15 protein-coding genes are annotated in these 15,213 nt (G+C 70.0%); 7 read left to right on the top strand and 8 right to left on the bottom strand.

Going from position 1 to position 15,213, the window contains the following annotated elements:
- Positions 1-47: 47 nt before the first annotated feature.
- The gene (locus AAEP80_RS00475) at positions 48-1,451 is read right to left on the bottom strand and encodes a DUF1254 domain-containing protein (protein WP_420365563.1); all 1,404 of its coding nucleotides are present in this window, start codon (positions 1,449-1,451) and stop codon (positions 48-50) included.
- Positions 1,452-1,696: 245 nt separating this feature from the next.
- On the opposite strand from AAEP80_RS00475, the gene AAEP80_RS00480 reads away from it, so the two are divergent.
- Positions 1,697-2,050 carry a hypothetical protein gene (locus AAEP80_RS00480; RefSeq protein ID WP_420365564.1) on the top strand — a complete coding sequence of 118 codons (354 nt, stop codon included), beginning with the start codon at positions 1,697-1,699 and terminating at the stop codon, positions 2,048-2,050.
- A 14-nt stretch (positions 2,051-2,064) separates the two neighbouring features.
- Here the strand turns inward: AAEP80_RS00480 and AAEP80_RS00485 are convergent, their stop codons facing one another.
- The 4 genes from AAEP80_RS00485 to AAEP80_RS00500 form a co-directional block, all read right to left on the bottom strand.
- The gene (locus tag AAEP80_RS00485) at positions 2,065-2,355 is read right to left on the bottom strand and encodes an alanine--tRNA ligase-related protein (protein ID WP_420365565.1); all 291 of its coding nucleotides are present in this window, start codon (positions 2,353-2,355) and stop codon (positions 2,065-2,067) included.
- 130 nt (positions 2,356-2,485) lie between these two features.
- Positions 2,486-2,980 (bottom strand): HNH endonuclease, encoded by a 495-nt coding sequence (locus AAEP80_RS00490; RefSeq protein WP_413600902.1) that lies wholly within the window; start codon positions 2,978-2,980, stop codon positions 2,486-2,488.
- A 350-nt stretch (positions 2,981-3,330) separates the two neighbouring features.
- The gene (locus AAEP80_RS00495; RefSeq protein WP_420365566.1) at positions 3,331-4,278 is read right to left on the bottom strand and encodes a C40 family peptidase; all 948 of its coding nucleotides are present in this window, start codon (positions 4,276-4,278) and stop codon (positions 3,331-3,333) included.
- Between the two features lie 322 nt (positions 4,279-4,600).
- Complete coding sequence (locus AAEP80_RS00500) at positions 4,601-5,296, bottom strand: metal-dependent transcriptional regulator (RefSeq protein WP_281265842.1); 696 nt, start codon at positions 5,294-5,296, stop codon at positions 4,601-4,603.
- 122 nt (positions 5,297-5,418) lie between these two features.
- Between AAEP80_RS00500 and serC the strand changes: the two genes are divergently transcribed.
- Complete coding sequence (serC, locus tag AAEP80_RS00505) at positions 5,419-6,537, top strand: phosphoserine transaminase (protein ID WP_420365567.1); 1,119 nt, start codon at positions 5,419-5,421, stop codon at positions 6,535-6,537.
- A 68-nt stretch (positions 6,538-6,605) separates the two neighbouring features.
- On the opposite strand, the gene AAEP80_RS00510 is transcribed toward serC, so the two are convergent.
- Positions 6,606-7,178, bottom strand: coding sequence for a DUF3027 domain-containing protein (locus AAEP80_RS00510; protein ID WP_420365568.1), 573 nt, complete (start codon positions 7,176-7,178; stop codon positions 6,606-6,608).
- The gene (locus tag AAEP80_RS00515; protein WP_281265845.1) at positions 7,175-7,552 is read right to left on the bottom strand and encodes a cold-shock protein; all 378 of its coding nucleotides are present in this window, start codon (positions 7,550-7,552) and stop codon (positions 7,175-7,177) included. The genes AAEP80_RS00510 and AAEP80_RS00515 overlap by 4 nt, the downstream gene beginning before the upstream one ends.
- 50 nt (positions 7,553-7,602) lie before the next feature.
- On the opposite strand from AAEP80_RS00515, the gene AAEP80_RS00520 reads away from it, so the two are divergent.
- The 5 genes from AAEP80_RS00520 to AAEP80_RS00540 all read left to right on the top strand — a co-directional run bounded on the left by AAEP80_RS00520 (position 7,603) and on the right by AAEP80_RS00540 (position 13,947).
- On the top strand, positions 7,603-7,902 hold the full coding sequence (locus AAEP80_RS00520; protein ID WP_402727133.1) for a multidrug ABC transporter ATPase: 300 nt from the start codon (positions 7,603-7,605) through the stop codon (positions 7,900-7,902).
- Positions 7,903-7,930: 28 nt separating this feature from the next.
- Positions 7,931-9,706 carry a helicase-associated domain-containing protein gene (locus tag AAEP80_RS00525; RefSeq protein ID WP_420365569.1) on the top strand — a complete coding sequence of 592 codons (1,776 nt, stop codon included), beginning with the start codon at positions 7,931-7,933 and terminating at the stop codon, positions 9,704-9,706.
- 30 nt (positions 9,707-9,736) lie between these two features.
- Positions 9,737-11,446, top strand: coding sequence for a DNA repair helicase XPB (locus AAEP80_RS00530; RefSeq protein ID WP_420365570.1), 1,710 nt, complete (start codon positions 9,737-9,739; stop codon positions 11,444-11,446).
- A gap of 22 nt (positions 11,447-11,468) precedes the next feature.
- Complete coding sequence (locus tag AAEP80_RS00535) at positions 11,469-12,164, top strand: response regulator transcription factor (protein WP_056120555.1); 696 nt, start codon at positions 11,469-11,471, stop codon at positions 12,162-12,164.
- Between the two features lie 76 nt (positions 12,165-12,240).
- The gene (locus tag AAEP80_RS00540) at positions 12,241-13,947 is read left to right on the top strand and encodes a sensor histidine kinase (protein ID WP_413600896.1); all 1,707 of its coding nucleotides are present in this window, start codon (positions 12,241-12,243) and stop codon (positions 13,945-13,947) included.
- Between the two features lie 290 nt (positions 13,948-14,237).
- Here the strand turns inward: AAEP80_RS00540 and AAEP80_RS00545 are convergent, their stop codons facing one another.
- Complete coding sequence (locus tag AAEP80_RS00545; protein WP_420365571.1) at positions 14,238-15,146, bottom strand: hypothetical protein; 909 nt, start codon at positions 15,144-15,146, stop codon at positions 14,238-14,240.
- Positions 15,147-15,213: the final 67 nt, after the last annotated feature.

Consider the following 15,213-nt stretch of genomic DNA (forward strand, 5'->3'; position numbering starts at 1 on the left):
TGCCTTCGAGCTGGCCCGTTGCCCCGTCTGACGAGTCGAGCGTCGACTCAGGAAGTCCGATCGAAGTCGGGCAGTTGCCAGGACCCGTCGAATGCTGCGCTGTCGGGTCCGTAGATCCGGAAGTACGCGAACCAGCCGACGTCGGGGAGGGTCTGGATCCACCTCTTCGCGTCGTCGGCTTCCGGGGCGGCAGGGCCGAAGAGCAGCCGCACCGCATCGCCGTCGGGCAGGTCGCGCAGCTCGACCTGCGACCGCAGCGCTGCGAGATTCTGCTCGGTTCGGATCTCGCTCCGTGTGCGAGCGTCGTAGACGGTGATCGACCAGAACAGTTTCGCGGGCACCGGTTGTGGCACGTCGAGGACGTAGGTCTTCCCGCCGTCCAGGTACGCGCCGGACGCGTCCCGCATCCCGAGCCAGTACAGCGAACCGGCACCCTGGGATCGGGCGAACATCGCCGGCGACTCGATCTGCGCCTGGTAGAACCACTTCTGCCTGGCGTAGGAGTCCGCGTAGTCCGCCGTGTCGAACGTGCCGTTCTCCGGCCGCAACACCGCCCACTCCCACTTCGTGTCCGGCCAGACGACCCGTTCAGGGCGGCGGTCCGCGAAGGACTGCACCGCGAGTTGCGCATGCCCGGCGACCGCTGCCCGTTCGAGGATGCCGCGCATCCGCTCGTCGGGTTCGAACGGCCGGTCCCGTCGGATGCCGAGCTCGGCGAGCTCCCCGTACTGCGCCCGGTACTCCGCGAACGGTGGCTCTGATCGGATGAACTCCGCGAGGACGTTCCAGTACTCGAGGTTGTCCTCCCACGGGACGGGGGTGAAGTCCTCGTCCTCGAGCGCAGTCAGGTCGACCCACTCCGCGACCGTCGGCTCGTCGCCCAGCCGGGACACCTTCACCGACTGCATGAGCGCGACGGCCCCCGCGTCGTCGTTCTCGATCGGCAGCGCGCGCAGGAGCACCATCACCCGGTTCGTGGTGGCGCGCCCGACGTTGTACCCGTCCGGGACGTCACCGTCGAACCCGGGCGGGAGAACGAGGTGCCGGCCACCGGCACCCTTGTCCGGACCGGGGAGCCCGGCATCGAGAATCCATCGCTGATTCAGGTCGTTGACGGTGCTCATGAGCGGCCCGGGCGGGAGTTCCATCACCATCGGACCGTCGGACAGGTCGAGGAGCAGCCCGGAGTACGGGGTGTCGGAGTTCGGTGTGAACACGTACTGCTTCGGGGTGCCCTCCAGGAGCGCGAACACCCTGTTCGCCTCGGCGCCGGCGCGTAGATCCGCCTTCCAGACAGCGACCATCGAGACGCTCGGGTAGAAGTACCGGTACGCCTGCACCGCTCGGTTGAAGTCGGCCTCGTCATGCGCCCGCTGGATCGTCTCCTCGGTCGGGTACCCGCCGACGAACTCGTACGGCGTATTCGTGGTCTGTGCTGCGGTCTCGCTCATCGCGACCTCCCCGTCATCGCCGCCACCATGACGGTGCCGGGACCGGACCGCCTCACCCCGGATGGATGAAACCGGACCGTGGCGGCTGGTGGTGGAGTCGTCAGCGGCGTCGGCTCGCTTCCGTGCCGGAGTGGCCCGACGCCGGACGGGCACCGAGCCTCCCGTCCGTGGTGGCGGAGGCCCTGCCTTGAGATCATTGCCCGACGTTTGACGTCTCCGCTGAGGCAGCGCGGTACGATCCGGCCGTGGCGAGGACTGCACGCAGGCGAGCGAACGAGTTGACGGCCGATTGGCCGGAGGCAGAATCCGACGTGCCCTCGGGTGAGTCCGCACGCCAGTTCGCGTTGCGGCTCCGAGAGGTGATCGGGGAGCGTTCGCTTCGCTCTGTCGCTCGGGACGCTGGCGTGGACCACAAGACGCTCTCCGGCATCCTCGATGGGCAGACGTGGGCCGATCTGGAGACCATTTCCAAGCTCGAGTACTCGCTCGGGGAGATGCTGTGGATGTACGTGCTGCCCGCGGCGCCGGCGGAGGGCGTGTGTTATCGGGCACGGACCGGCGCGGGCTGGCTTGCACCGGGTCAAGACCTTCAGAAGTGACGGTCAGCGCGTCCTCACGTCACCGTGCGGATGGCTGGCATGTTCCCGAGCATCTCGAAGAACGTCGTGTGCCGGTTGTCGCCGACGTCCTCGATGTCCTGCGCGCGGACGCACGGCTGGCTGTCGGTCAGGCGCACGCCGTCCGGGTGCGGTACGCCGAGCAGGTACGGCAGCAGCGCCTGCATCCCACTGCCGGTGAACAGCGTGCTGGTGTCGGCGGGGACCAGCGGCGCTGGACGGATCGCGACGTGCCCGCTCGCCTCCAGGTGCCGCAAGAACGCCGACCGGATCTCCTGCGCATCCATGTGCCCGACGCTAGCGCTCGGCGGGGCCGACGGGCCGGCGCCGTCCGGTCGCGCGGTCTGCCGTGACCACACGACGGACTGGAGGCTCGTGGCGGCGCCGCCACGAGCCTCCAGTCCGGTTGTCCCGCCGTCAGGCGGCGATGAGGAACTCGTCCCACTCGGCCTGCGGGCGCTCGACGCCGCGCACGACCCAGCTCGAACCGTGCGGCGCCTTCGGGCGGAACCGCAGGTGCCAACCCATCTCCCGCGGCGTGCGGTCACCCTTGGCGTTGTTGCACGCCAGGCAGCACGCGACGAGGTTCTCCCACGAGTCCTCGCCCCCGCGCGACTTCGGCTGCACGTGGTCGATCGTGGTCGCGTGCCGGTCGCAGTACGCGCACCGGTTGGCATCCCGGCGGAGCACACCGCGCCGGGACACGGGCACGAGTCTCGAGTGCGGGATGCGCACGTACCTGGTGAGGATGATGACGGACGGACGGTCGAAGCTCGACGTCGACCCGGTGACGGGGTGTTCGGCGTCGGCGGCGACGATGGCGGCCTTCTGGTTCATGACCAGCACGAGGGCCCGACGGAACGAGATGACCGCGAGGGGCTCGTAACCGGCGTTGAGGACGAGAGTGCGCATGGGTTCCCTTCCGACGTGCCTGGACGGCTTCCAGGCGGTGCGGGGCACCGGACCGGACGACGACGAACGGGTGACCGCGAACCCGGTCCCGGAACGAAGAAGAGCACCACCCCGCAGGGCAGTGCTCTCCATCACGCTGGGGCGTGCAGGTGCACGCAGGTCGTGGTCGACCATATGTCGACGTGCGCGCGCCGACCCATGGTGCGGGTCGTGCGTGACGATGACATGGGGTCTCCTGTTCGGGCCGTGTCGGGCCGATGTCGCCAGGTTAACCCAGAAACCGGCCAAGCACGAGGAGTGCTGGGCCGGTTCTCTGGTTGTTCAGGTTCGCGTCAGGCCACGCGGGCGGGTCAGACACCCATCCGGACGATGTGGTAGTCGCTCGTCCAGATCGGACGGATCGACACCGAGCCACCGGGCTTCGGGGCGTCCATGATCATGCCGTTGCCCATGTAGAAGCCGTCGTGCGCCTCGTTGTTGAAGATGACGACGTCGCCGGGCTGCGCCTCGGACTCGGGGATCGTGGTGCCGGCCTGGTCCTGCAGCGGGACGGAGTGCGCGAGGTTGATGCCGTACTGGGCGTACACGAACATGACGTAGCCCGAGCAGTCGAACCCGGACGGGTCCGCGCCGCCGAAGACGTACGGGGTGCCGATGTACTGCTTCGCGGTGGCGACGACGGCCGGCAGCGAGAACGGGGTGTTCGCGGCCGGTGCGGTCGTCGTCGTGGCGGCGGTGCTGGACTTCGCGAGGTAGTCCTGCGCGGTCGGGCCGGTGTACGACGCGTACTGCTTCGCGGTCGCGGCGCGGGCGGCGGCGACCTCGGCCGCGTGCTTCTGGGACGCGAGGGTCGCGGACGACGTCGCCGAGTAGCCGTCGCGGCTGGTGTCGGCGAGCGCGGCGGCGTCGGAGACGGACAGCTGCTGGCTCTGGGTCGTGCGGATCGCCTGCTGCGCGGTCGCGGTGTCGGAGGCACCGGACTGCTGCGTCGAGGCGAAGGCGGCGGGGACGGCCATCGTGCCGAACATGCCGGCGGCGACCGTCAGCACGATCGGGGCCATGAACCTGCGCTTGCGCGAGCTCGAGGACGGCTTGTCACTCGGGGCGGCCGTGCGCGTCGCGACGGGCTTCGGCGCGTGGGTGCCGGTCGCGCGCATCGCACGGGTCGGACTGGAGCGTCGGGAGGTCTTGGCCTCGGCTTCGCGAGCGGCCCGCCGGGTGAGCGGGGCAACTGCGTCGTCAGTCGAGTTCGTCGGGTTCGCGGGCGTCACGTCCGCGGCGGAACCGGTCTGCGTCAAGGTGGGGGGTCTCCGGCGTCTCGTCATCACCCGCCCGACCGGCCGTGGTCCGTGCTGGCCGTCGTGCGTGCGCAACCCCATCCGTTCGTCATCGTTTCCGATCGAGGCAGGAGACGGGTTCGAGACGTCCTGCCACGGGTTCCCGGGTCGCTGTCAGCCCGGGGACTCGTCGAGTGTACGGGTGCACCGTTACCTTGTCGAGACGAAAACGCCGCTTTGTAACAGAACGGTAAAGAAGCCCTGGTCAGCGCCGGGTTTTTCGTGCGCCCCAATTCGCGGGGCAGCGGTTCGCCGACGTCCCCCGGCCGTGTACCCCGACGGGCTACGCAGCGTCGATGTAGACGTGCTGCGCGACCTCTGCCGGGAGCTCGATCCCAGCGTCTTCGCCGTCGACCCGCACCGCGACGTAGGCCCCTGCTCGCTGCACACTCGCGAGCCGACCGGGCATCACGCCGGCCGAGCGCAGCTGGTGCAGGAGCTCCGGCTCGAACTGGACGGGTTCACCCAGACGACGGATCACGCCGGTCGCGACGGCGTCGGTGCCCTCGGTCGCGGCGACGATGTTGCGGACGCCGTCGAGGAAGCCGCCGGCGTCAGGGCCGCCGATCTCGGCGAGGCCGGGGATCGGGTTGCCGTAGGGCGACTCCGTCGGGTTGCCGAGCATCTCGAGCAGGCGGACCTCCACCTGTTCGCTCATGACGTGCTCCCAACGACAGGCCTCGTCGTGGACGAACGCCCAGTCGAGTCCGATGACGTCGGAGAGCAGACGCTCCGCCAGGCGGTGCTTGCGCATGACGTGGGTCGCACGGGAGCGTCCCTCGTCGGTGAGTTCGAGGTGCCGGTCGCCCGAGACGACGACGAGGCCGTCCCGTTCCATCCGCGCGATCGTCTGCGAGACGGTCGGTCCGGAGTGCCCGAGGCGTTCGGAGATGCGCGCGCGCAGCGGGACGATCCCCTCTTCTTCGAGGTCGAGGATCGTCCGGAGGTACATCTCCGTGGTGTCGACGAGATCGGTCACGGTCCGCCTCTCCTGTACTGGGCCCAGCGCAGCCCACCCTACTTGCTCGGGCCGACATGGAACGACCAACACTTGCACGAGTAAAGGATTCCGATGGGATACCACCTCGGTAGGATCGGTCCATGGCAGACATCGTCATCCCCGCCGAATTCCTCCCCACCGACGGCCGCTTCGGATGCGGCCCGTCCAAGATCCGCGGAGCGCAGCTCGAGTCCCTCGTGACCCGTGGGGCGACGATCCTCGGCACGTCCCACCGCCAGAAGCCCGTCAAGGACCTCGTCGGCTCCGTCCGCCAGGGCCTGGCCGACCTGTTCGACCTCCCCGAGGGCTACGAGGTCGTCCTCGGCAACGGCGGATCGACCGCGTTCTGGGACGCCGCCGCGTTCGGACTGATCGAGCAGCGCGCCGAGAACCTGTCGTTCGGCGAGTTCGGCTCGAAGTTCGCCAAGGCCGCCGGTGCACCGTGGCTCGATGCACCGCACGTGGTCGAGGCCCCTGGTGGCTCGCTCGCCGCGCTCGAGATCGTCGAGGGCGTCGACGTCTACGCGTACCCGCACAACGAGACCTCGACGGGCGTAATGGCTCCGGTCGTCCGCGCAGCCGGGGACCACGGCGCCCTCACGGTGGTCGACGCCACGAGCGCCGCCGGCGGTGCGGCGTTCGACGTCAGCGCCACGGACGTCTACTACTTCGCGCCGCAGAAGAACTTCGCGTCGGACGGCGGCCTGTGGCTCGCGCTGTTCTCCCCCGCCGCGATCGAGCGCGTCGAGCGGATCGCCGCGTCCGGCCGGTACATCCCGGAGTTCCTCTCCCTCAAGAACGCCGTGGACAACTCCCGCCTGAACCAGACGCTGAACACCCCGGCGATCTCGACCCTGCTGCTCCTCGACGACCAGGTCAGGTGGATCAACGAGTCCGGCGGGCTCGCGTGGGCGGACACCCGCACGAAGACGTCGTCGTCGATCCTCTACGACTGGGCGGAGTCGGTCGACTTCGCGACGCCGTTCGTGACGAACCCTGACCACCGGTCGCAGGTCGTCGCCACGATCGACCTGGACGACTCCATCGACGCGAAGGCGGTCGCCGCGACCCTGCGGGCGAACGGCATCGTCGACACCGAGCCGTACCGGAAGCTCGGGCGGAACCAGCTCCGCGTCGCGACCTTCACGGCGATCGACCCCGACGACGTGCAGAAGCTCGTCGGTGCGATCACCCACGTGGTCGGCGCGCTGCAGGGCTGACGCCCGGAGACCCCCGAACACACGAAACGCCGCCGGATCCGGCGGCGTTTCGTCGTTGCGGGGGCGTCTCAGCGGGACGGCGGGGTGTCGTCGAGTTCGTCGACGTCCACGCCGTCGATCTCGTCGTCGTCCGACTCGGCGAGGTCGTCCTCGTCGTCGTCGAAGTCGTCGTCATCGTCGTCCGACTCGTCGTCGTCGTCGTCCGACTCGTCGTCGTCCGACTCGTCGTAGTCGTCGGCCTCTTCATCGGAGTCCTCGTCGTCCTCGTCAGAGGCGTCGTCGGACTCCTCGTCGTGGCCGTCCTGCGCCGCGCGGTACTCGGCGAGCCGCTCGGACCACGGCACCCAGTCCGGCGCGACGAGCGACCCGTCGCCGGGCATCAGCTCGACCTCGAGCACGGTGGGTTGGTCGCCCTCGACCTGGGCGATGCTGACGGTCCAACGCCACCCCGGGTACCCGGGCATCCGGTTGGCGAACAGGTACGAGACGACGCCATCGCCCTCGTCCGTGGTCCCGGCAGCACCGCCGATGGTCGACTCGGCAGTCACCTCGAGGAGGGCCGTGCGGGCGAGCGCGCGGAGCTCGGGGACCTCCGGGGGCGCTGGCCGTTCGTGGGGCTCGGTCTGGTCGGTCATGGTCATGCGTCCAATTGGTCTGCGACGTGCCGCAGGATCGCGGCGAGGCGTGTGCCGTTCTTCGGGTAGCGACCGTGGCGGAGGTCTCCGCTGATCCGGTCGAGTTCCTTCACGAGGTCCTCCACGATGACGGCCATGTCGTCCGCCGAGCGGCGCGACATCTTCGCCAGCGACGGCTGTGGGTCGAGCAGGTGCACGGAGAGCGCCTGCGAGCCGCGCTTGCCCTGCACGACGCCGTACTCGAGCCGTGTGCCGTTCTTCACGGTGGTCACGCCGTCCGGGAGCGAGGAGGCGTGCAGGAAGACCTGGTCGCCATCGTCGCCGGTGATGAACCCGAACCCCTTCTGGTCGTCGTAGAACTTGACCTTGCCGGTGGGCATGCGTGGACTCCTCGATAGGTCTGCGGCCGTGGTGCGGATATCCTGGGTCGATGGCCAAGCCGACCCGATCCCCCGGGGACACGCGGAACTCCGCTGAACCCCCGGCGACGTTCAATCGTACCGAACGCACCCTCGCGTTCATGGTGGGCGGCATCATCGTCTTCACGATCCTGTGCTTCGCCGCCATGATCATCGGCTGGCTGACGCTCGGCACGATCCCCGGCACGGGCATCTGGCCCATCGTCCTGGGGATCCTCTACGTCGGACCGCCGATCGCGCTCGTGCTGATCTTCGTCCTGCTGGGCGTCACGTGGACCCGCAAGGCCCGAGCGAACCGGGAAGCCCGCTGACGTCCGCTCCGGACGCCGGCAGAGGACGATGACGACCACCGCCGACCTGGCCGCCCGGTTGCGGGCGATGCCGGACGACGACCTCGAGCGGCTCATCGTCGCGCGCGAGCTCCCGACCGCGGTGCTCGGCGAGACCGGCCCGCAGAGCGTCACGGACTTCTTCGACCTCGCCGAGGCGTTCCGCGCGGACGCCGCGGTCGACGCCGCGATCGAACGGCTCCCCCGACGCACCCTCGTCGCCCTCCGCGACGGCGCCGCCGGGCCCGACCTGGCCCCGGCGATCGCACTCGCCCTGGCAGCCGAGGACGGCAGGGTCGACGACGCGGTCGCGGCACGCGTGGCCGCCCACCCCGACCTCGTCTCCCTCGACCAGCCGGGAGGCCCGGCACCGGCCCGCCAGCAGGCTTCCGTCGCGGAGACGGCCGGGTCCACGACCCCGCGCACCACCGGCGCTGAGCACGCGTTCGCGACGATGACGATGCTCGCGGAACTCCTCCGCGCGGTCGACGACGGCGGTGTCCGCGAACTCGTCAAGGGCGGCATCGGCTCACCACTCGCGCGTGCCCTCGCCGAGCGTTCCGGCGCCGACCCGGACGTCGTCCCCGGACGGCTCGACCTGCTCGAACGCATCCGCTTCACCAGCACCGCCGACGGCGCCTGGTCCCTGACCGACGACGGCCTCGAGTGGCTGACGACCCCGTGGGCGGGCCGTTGGGCCGGGCTCGTCGCGCGCTGGCACGAGGGGCTCGACCCCGCCGTGGGCGAGGTCATCGCGGTGGCGGACGGCGACTGGCGCGACCTCGTCTCCCTCGGCCGCTGGGCCTACCCGGCCGGCGCGCGGTGGCTGGACGCCGTCCTGCTCGACGTCGGCGGCACGGCCGCTGCGCTCGGCGTGACGGTCGACGGCGTCGTGACGGACACCGGGCGCGTCCTGCTCGGCGACGACCGGGCAGCGGCCGAGCGTGCGGCGGAGGCCGACCTGCCCGCCACGGTCGAGGGGGTCTACCTCCAGCACGACCTGACGATCATCGCGCCTGGGCCGCTCGCGCCGGCCGACGACGCCGAACTCCGCACCGTCGCCGACCTCGAGGCACCGGGGCTCGCGGCGCGGTACCGCGTCTCCGAGGACTCGCTCCGCCGAGCACTCCGGTCGGGCAGCTCCCGGCAACAGGTCGTCGACCTCTTCGGACGCATCGGGCTGACCGGGGTCCCGCAGCCGCTGGCGTACCTCGTCGACCAGGTCGCCGCCCGGGACGGCAGCATCGTCGTCGACCGGCAGGGCGACGGCGTCGGCACCGTCGTCCGCGGGACCGCCGACCAGCTCGACCTCATCGGCGTGGACGCCGAACTGCGGCAGCTGGCGTGGGAGCGCCCCGACCTGACGACCCTGGTGTCCCGCTACCCGGCCCACGTGGTGCACGCAGCGCTGGAGGACCAGCGCTACCCGGCCGTGCTGCAACCCGGCGCCCGCCCCGAGACGCGCCACGAGCCTCCAGGCCGGCGCCGGACCGTCGGCCGGTCCCCGGAAGCCGCGGCCAGAGGTGTCGTCGAGCGGCTCCGGCTGACGACCCAGCGGGGCGACGCCGAGCCGGAGCAGGAGTGGCTGGGGCGGCAGATCGACCTCGCCGTCCGCGGTCGCACGCCGATCCGCGTGGTCGTCCGGATGCCGGACGGCAGCGAGCGCCCGTTCTCGATCGTGCCGACCTCGGTCGCCGCCGGACGCATCCGCGGCAAGGACATCGCGGCGGACGTCGAACGCACCCTGCCGCTGTCGCTCGTCGTGTCCGTCGACAGCGAAGCCTGACCCAGGCGTGCTCGGCTAGGCTAGAAGGTCATGAACGGACCGCTGATCGTCCAGAGCGACCGCACGGTACTGCTCGAGGTCGCGCACCCCGACGCCGAGGACGCGCGCCACGAGCTCGCCGTGTTCGCCGAGCTCGAGCGCGCGCCGGAACACGTGCACACCTACCGCATCACGCGCCTCGGCCTGTGGAACGCGCGCGCCGCCGGGCACGACGCGGAGTCCATGATCGACACGCTCGAGCGCTTCGCGAAGTTCCCGGTGCCGCAGAGCGTCACCGTGGACATCCGCGACACCGTCTCCCGGTACGGACGCCTCGTGATCCGGCGTGAGGACCCCGTGGACGCGCCGGTCATCGCGAACTCCCCCGGCGAAGCACTCGAGCGGCAGCCGACCCTCCTGCTCACGGCGACGGACCCGTCGGTCCTCGCCGAGGTGGTCCGCTCGAAGCGCATCAAGCCGCTGCTCGGCGACAAGCGCTCGGACACCGCCATCGAGTTGCAGCAGTGGGCCCGCGGGCAGGTCAAGCAGGAGCTCGTGAAGATCGGCTGGCCGGCGGAGGACCTCGCCGGGTACACGCCGGGGCAGCCCCACGCCATCGACCTCGACACCTCCTCGTGGAGTCTCCGCCCCTACCAGGAGGACGCCGTCGGCAGCTTCTTCGCGCAGGGGTCCGGTGTCGTCGTGCTGCCATGTGGTGCCGGCAAGACGCTCGTCGGCGCCGGGGCGATGGCGACCGTCAAGGCCACGACGCTCATCCTCGTGACGAACACCGTGTCCGCCAGGCAGTGGCGCTCCGAGCTGCTGCGCCGGACCAGCCTGACCGAGGACGAGATCGGCGAGTACTCCGGCAGCGTCAAGGAGATCCGGCCGGTCACGATCGCGACGTACCAGATCCTCACCGCCCGCCGGAAGGGCGAGTACACGCACCTGTCACTCCTCGACGCGCTCGACTGGGGCCTCGTGGTCTACGACGAGGTGCACCTGCTGCCGGCGCCGGTCTTCAAGCTGACCGCCGACCTGCAGGCCCGACGACGCCTGGGCCTCACCGCCACCCTGGTGCGCGAGGACGGCCGCGAAGGCGACGTGTTCTCCCTCATCGGCCCGAAGCGGTACGACGCACCGTGGAAGGAGATCGAGGCCCAGGGCTACATCTCCCCCGCTGAGTGCTACGAGGTGCGGATCGACCTGCCGCACGAGGACCGGCTGGAGTACGCGGCGTCCGGCGACGACGAGCGATACCGGCTCGCGGCGACGACCCCGGCGAAGACCCCGGTGGTGCGCTCGCTCATCGAGCGGCACCGCGGCGAGCAGATCCTGGTGATCGGGCAGTACATCGACCAACTGGACTCCTTGGCCGCCTCGCTCGATGCCGCCGAGATCACCGGCGCGACGCCCATCGACGAGCGGGAGCGGCTGTTCCAGGCGTTCCGCGAGCGCTCGATCGACGTGCTCGTCGTGTCGAAGGTGGCGAACTTCTCGGTCGACCTGCCGGACGCCACGGTCGCCATCCAGATCTCGGGCTCGTTCGGGTCGCGGCAGGAAGAGGCGCAGCGGCTCGGGCGACTCCTGCGGCCGAACAAGGACGGCTTGCCGGCTTCGTTCTACACGCTCGTGACGCGGGACACGGTGGACCAGGACTTCGCGCAGAACCGGCAGCGGTTCCTCGCGGAGCAGGGGTACTCGTACACGATCCTCGACGCCGACCAGGTGACGTCTGCTTCGCTCTCAGGAAACGTTTAGCCAACGGTCAGAGGATGGGGTCATGACCGATGGCCCCAAGATCCTGATCGTCGACGACGAGCCGAACATCCGCGATCTCCTCACGACCTCGCTCCGCTTCGCCGGGTTCGCCGTGCGTGCGGTCGGGAACGGCGCGCAGGCGATCTCCGCCGTGCTCGAGGAAGAGCCGGACCTGATCATCCTCGACGTCATGCTCCCCGACATGAACGGGTTCGGCGTCACCAAGCGCCTCCGTTCCTCCGGGTACACCTCGCCGATCCTGTTCCTCACGGCGAAGGACGACACCGAGGACAAGATCACCGGCCTCACCGTCGGCGGCGACGACTACGTCACGAAGCCGTTCTCGCTCGACGAGATCGTCGCCCGCATCAAGGCGATCCTCCGTCGCACGATGAACGACGAGGAAGACGCGATCATCCGCGCCGGCGAGCTCACGATGGACCAGGACACGCACGAGGTCACCATCGGCGACGCGCAGATCGAGCTCTCCCCCACCGAGTTCAAGCTCCTCCGCTACCTCATGCTCAACCCCAACCGCGTGTTGTCGAAGGCGCAGATCCTCGACCACGTGTGGGAGTACGACTTCAACGGGGACGCAGGCATCGTCGAGTCCTACATCTCGTACCTGCGTCGGAAGCTCGACCAGTACTCGACCGAGCCGATCATCCAGACCAAGCGTGGGTTCGGCTACATGCTCAAGGCGTCGAAGGCCTCCTGAGGCGTTCGCGTTCGTCGCGTTCTTCACGGCGCTCGTCCGGTTTCGCCGGACGGGCGCCGTCTACCGTTGAGGCAGCATGCACTCCAGAATGAACCGCTGGTGGGACGGCATCTCCCTGCGCACCAAGATCACCGGGATCACGGTGCTCCTGGTCGCGCTCGGACTGCTCGTCGCCGGTCTCGGCACCATGACCGTGCTGTCGACCTACCTGGTCTCTCGTCTGGACAACCAGGTGACGACGACGACGTCGCAGCTCGAGGGGCAGAACATCAGCGACGGTGAGCAGTACTGCAAGCTCACCATGGTGCTCGAGAAGAGCTCGTACGTCGCCGCCTACGACGGGGACGGCAAGCAGATCTGCGACACGCAGTCGACGTCGCAGCCGGACATCTCGTCGGTGAACTTCTCCGCGGCGACGAAGGCGAACGCCCCGTTCAGCCTCTACGACAAGCAGCACAACCACGAGTGGCGCGCGCAGGTGATCCCGGCGAACCTGCAGAACCTGTCGACCGGTGCCACCGAGACCGGTTACGTCCTCGTCGCCGTGTCCAGCGCGGACACCGACCAGACCATCGCGCGGTTCACGGTCATCTTCCTGGGCTTCGGCATATCGGTGATCCTGCTCGGCGCGATGCTCACCCGGCTCCTCGTGACCGCCACCTTCGACCCGCTGCGCGACGTCGAGGACACCGCCGCCCGGTTCGCCGCCGGTGACTTCAACCAGCGTCTCGAGGACGACACTCCCAACACCGAGGTCGGCCGACTCAACCGCTCGTTGAACGCGATGCTCGAACGGATCGACAGCGCGTTCGAAGACCGGCAGCGCACCATCGACCAGATGCGCCGGTTCGTCGGCGACGCGTCGCACGAACTCCGCACGCCCCTGGTGTCCCTCCGCGGGTACGCCGAGCTGTACCGGATGGGTGCGCTTCGCAAGGAAGAGGACGTCGCCCAGGCGATGAGCCGCATCGAGAAGGAAGCCCAGCGCATGGGGCTCCTCGTGCAGGACCTCCTCCAGCTCGCACGCATCGACGAGTCGAAGCCGCTCGAGCTCGGCCCCGTGGACCTCGTGGCGATCGCCCGCGACTCGGCGCTCGACACCATGGCGTCGAACCCCGACCGCGAGATCCAGGTGCTCGTCGAGGACGTGCCGCAGGCCGTGCGTGCACCGTCGGCGTTCGGACCGGCCGCGGTCTCCCCGTCATCGGACTCCGCTCCGGCGTCGCCGTCCGCCAACACCACCGGTCCGATCGCGTTCTCCCGTCAGACCCTCGCCCGGCTGCGTGCCCGCCGGAACCGCGCGATGAACCTGGACGCACCGCCGACGGACGAGACGACGCCGCTGCCCACCGTCGTGATGCCGAAGCGCCCGCCGATCGTCCTGGCGGAGGAGAACAAGATCCGGCAGGTCGTGACGAACCTGATGGGCAACGCCATGCGGTTCACCGAGCACGACGACCCGATCGAGATCGGCATCGGCGTGGACGACGACCGCGGCATGGCGCACATCGACGTCATCGACCACGGCGAGGGCATCCCGCCGCAGCTCCGCGACAAGATCTTCCAGCGCTTCTGGCGTGCGGACACCTCCCGCGCGCGGGACACCGGCGGCTCGGGGCTCGGCCTCGCGATCGTGTCCGGGATCGTCGCCGCACACCAGGGTTCGGTGGAGGTCATCGACACCGAGGGAGGCGGCGCCACCTTCCGCATCTGGCTCCCCCTGCTCCCCCGCGACTACACCCCGCCCGCCCCGGAGTCCCCCGCCGCCCCCACCCTGTCCTGACCCGGCGCCCGCCGCCCGGCGCCCCCCGTCCTGGGCCGGCGCCCCGCCGCCCGGCGCCCCCGCCCTGTCCTGAGCCGGCGCCCGCCCGGCGCCCCCCCCCCGCACTGTCCTGAGCCGGCGCCCGCCCGGCGCCCCCCCCCGACCGGTCACAACACCCCGCTCAGCTCCGCCGAGTGGCCGCAAGTCGTCGTTCGGCGGGTTCTCGCCCGACGTTCTGCGACCGGTCGGAGGTGAGCCAACGGGGAGTCGTGACCACTCGAGGCGCCGCGACTGGTGCGGCGTGCTCGGCCTCATGCGGCGGACCGACGATCTGTGCCCAGTCGCAGCTCGAACGCCTGGCGGAGACGCTCGAACACGACGGCGGGACGATGCGCGTCGGCTGATGTGGCGTGCACGGCGATCCAGCCGTTGACGACGAACCCGTTGTCGCGCCGCTGGTCGTGATGAAAAACGTCGCGCGCGCGATGATGATCGCCGTCGTACTCGAACGCGATGCGCAACTCGGGCCAGGCCATGTCCACGCGGCCGAGCAACTGCCGGTTCGCGTCTCGCACCTCGACGTTCAGCTCCGGCTCCGGGAACCCGGCGTCGACGATCGCCAGCCGGAACCAGGTCTCCATCGCCGATTCCGCGCCGACCCGCACGAGGCCGACCGCGGTCCGCGCTGCGATCGAGGACCGCGAACCCGGGATGATCGCGTCGGCCAGGTCCTCCATCGTCGTCTCGAAGTGGTTCCGCCCGACGAAGTGGTCCCCGACGGCGACGAGTGCACGGGTGCCGAGGAGCGAGGCGCACTGTGCCCAGGAATCAGCCGGCGTGGCGAGCCGTCGTCCGCCCGACTCCGCGACACCGGCGGCAGAGAGACGGTGGCCCCGGACGTTCGGGCGGCGCATTCGTGGAGCGTCCGAGGCCGTCGACACATGGACGGCCGGATCGTCCTGTACCGCCTTCGGCAGGGGTGCACCCCAGAGTCGCGCGGCCGTCGTGTGGCTGAAGAACTGATCGGGCCGCATCACGAGGGACAGGGCAGTGACGAACGACTCGAACCCGCGACTGTCCACGGCGGCTCTGACCCCGTGGACGGGCCTCGACAGGTCCGAGCGACGGAGCCGTTCGGCGTTCACGCCGTGGGCGGCAGCGTCGGAGACGCGGAAGGCGCGGTGCAAGAGGACATCGGGCAGCGGTCGTGGGTGCGGCATCCCTGATCGTGCGTCGACATGCCCGGAAGCCGCTCAGCGCCGGACGAAACGGTGGAGAGCGACGGGA

Origin of the sequence: Curtobacterium sp. L3-7 (assembly GCF_048756585.1) — a bacterium.
Classification (GTDB): domain Bacteria; phylum Actinomycetota; class Actinomycetes; order Actinomycetales; family Microbacteriaceae; genus Curtobacterium.

Coding starts and splice junctions, on each gene's coding strand:
- AAEP80_RS00535 (WP_056120555.1), top strand. CDS start 11,469: ATGACCGATGGCCCCAAGATCCTGATCGTCGACGACGAGCCGAACATC.
- AAEP80_RS00510 (WP_420365568.1), bottom strand. CDS start 7,178: ATGACCATGACCGACCAGACCGAGCCCCACGAACGGCCAGCGCCCCCG.
- AAEP80_RS00515 (WP_281265845.1), bottom strand. CDS start 7,552: ATGCCCACCGGCAAGGTCAAGTTCTACGACGACCAGAAGGGGTTCGGG.
- AAEP80_RS00485 (WP_420365565.1), bottom strand. CDS start 2,355: ATGGATGCGCAGGAGATCCGGTCGGCGTTCTTGCGGCACCTGGAGGCG.
- AAEP80_RS00525 (WP_420365569.1), top strand. CDS start 7,931: ATGACGACCACCGCCGACCTGGCCGCCCGGTTGCGGGCGATGCCGGAC.
- AAEP80_RS00490 (WP_413600902.1), bottom strand. CDS start 2,980: ATGCGCACTCTCGTCCTCAACGCCGGTTACGAGCCCCTCGCGGTCATC.
- serC (WP_420365567.1), top strand. CDS start 5,419: ATGGCAGACATCGTCATCCCCGCCGAATTCCTCCCCACCGACGGCCGC.
- AAEP80_RS00520 (WP_402727133.1), top strand. CDS start 7,603: ATGGCCAAGCCGACCCGATCCCCCGGGGACACGCGGAACTCCGCTGAA.
- AAEP80_RS00540 (WP_413600896.1), top strand. CDS start 12,241: ATGCACTCCAGAATGAACCGCTGGTGGGACGGCATCTCCCTGCGCACC.
- AAEP80_RS00530 (WP_420365570.1), top strand. CDS start 9,737: ATGAACGGACCGCTGATCGTCCAGAGCGACCGCACGGTACTGCTCGAG.
- AAEP80_RS00545 (WP_420365571.1), bottom strand. CDS start 15,146: ATGCCGCACCCACGACCGCTGCCCGATGTCCTCTTGCACCGCGCCTTC.
- AAEP80_RS00475 (WP_420365563.1), bottom strand. CDS start 1,451: ATGAGCGAGACCGCAGCACAGACCACGAATACGCCGTACGAGTTCGTC.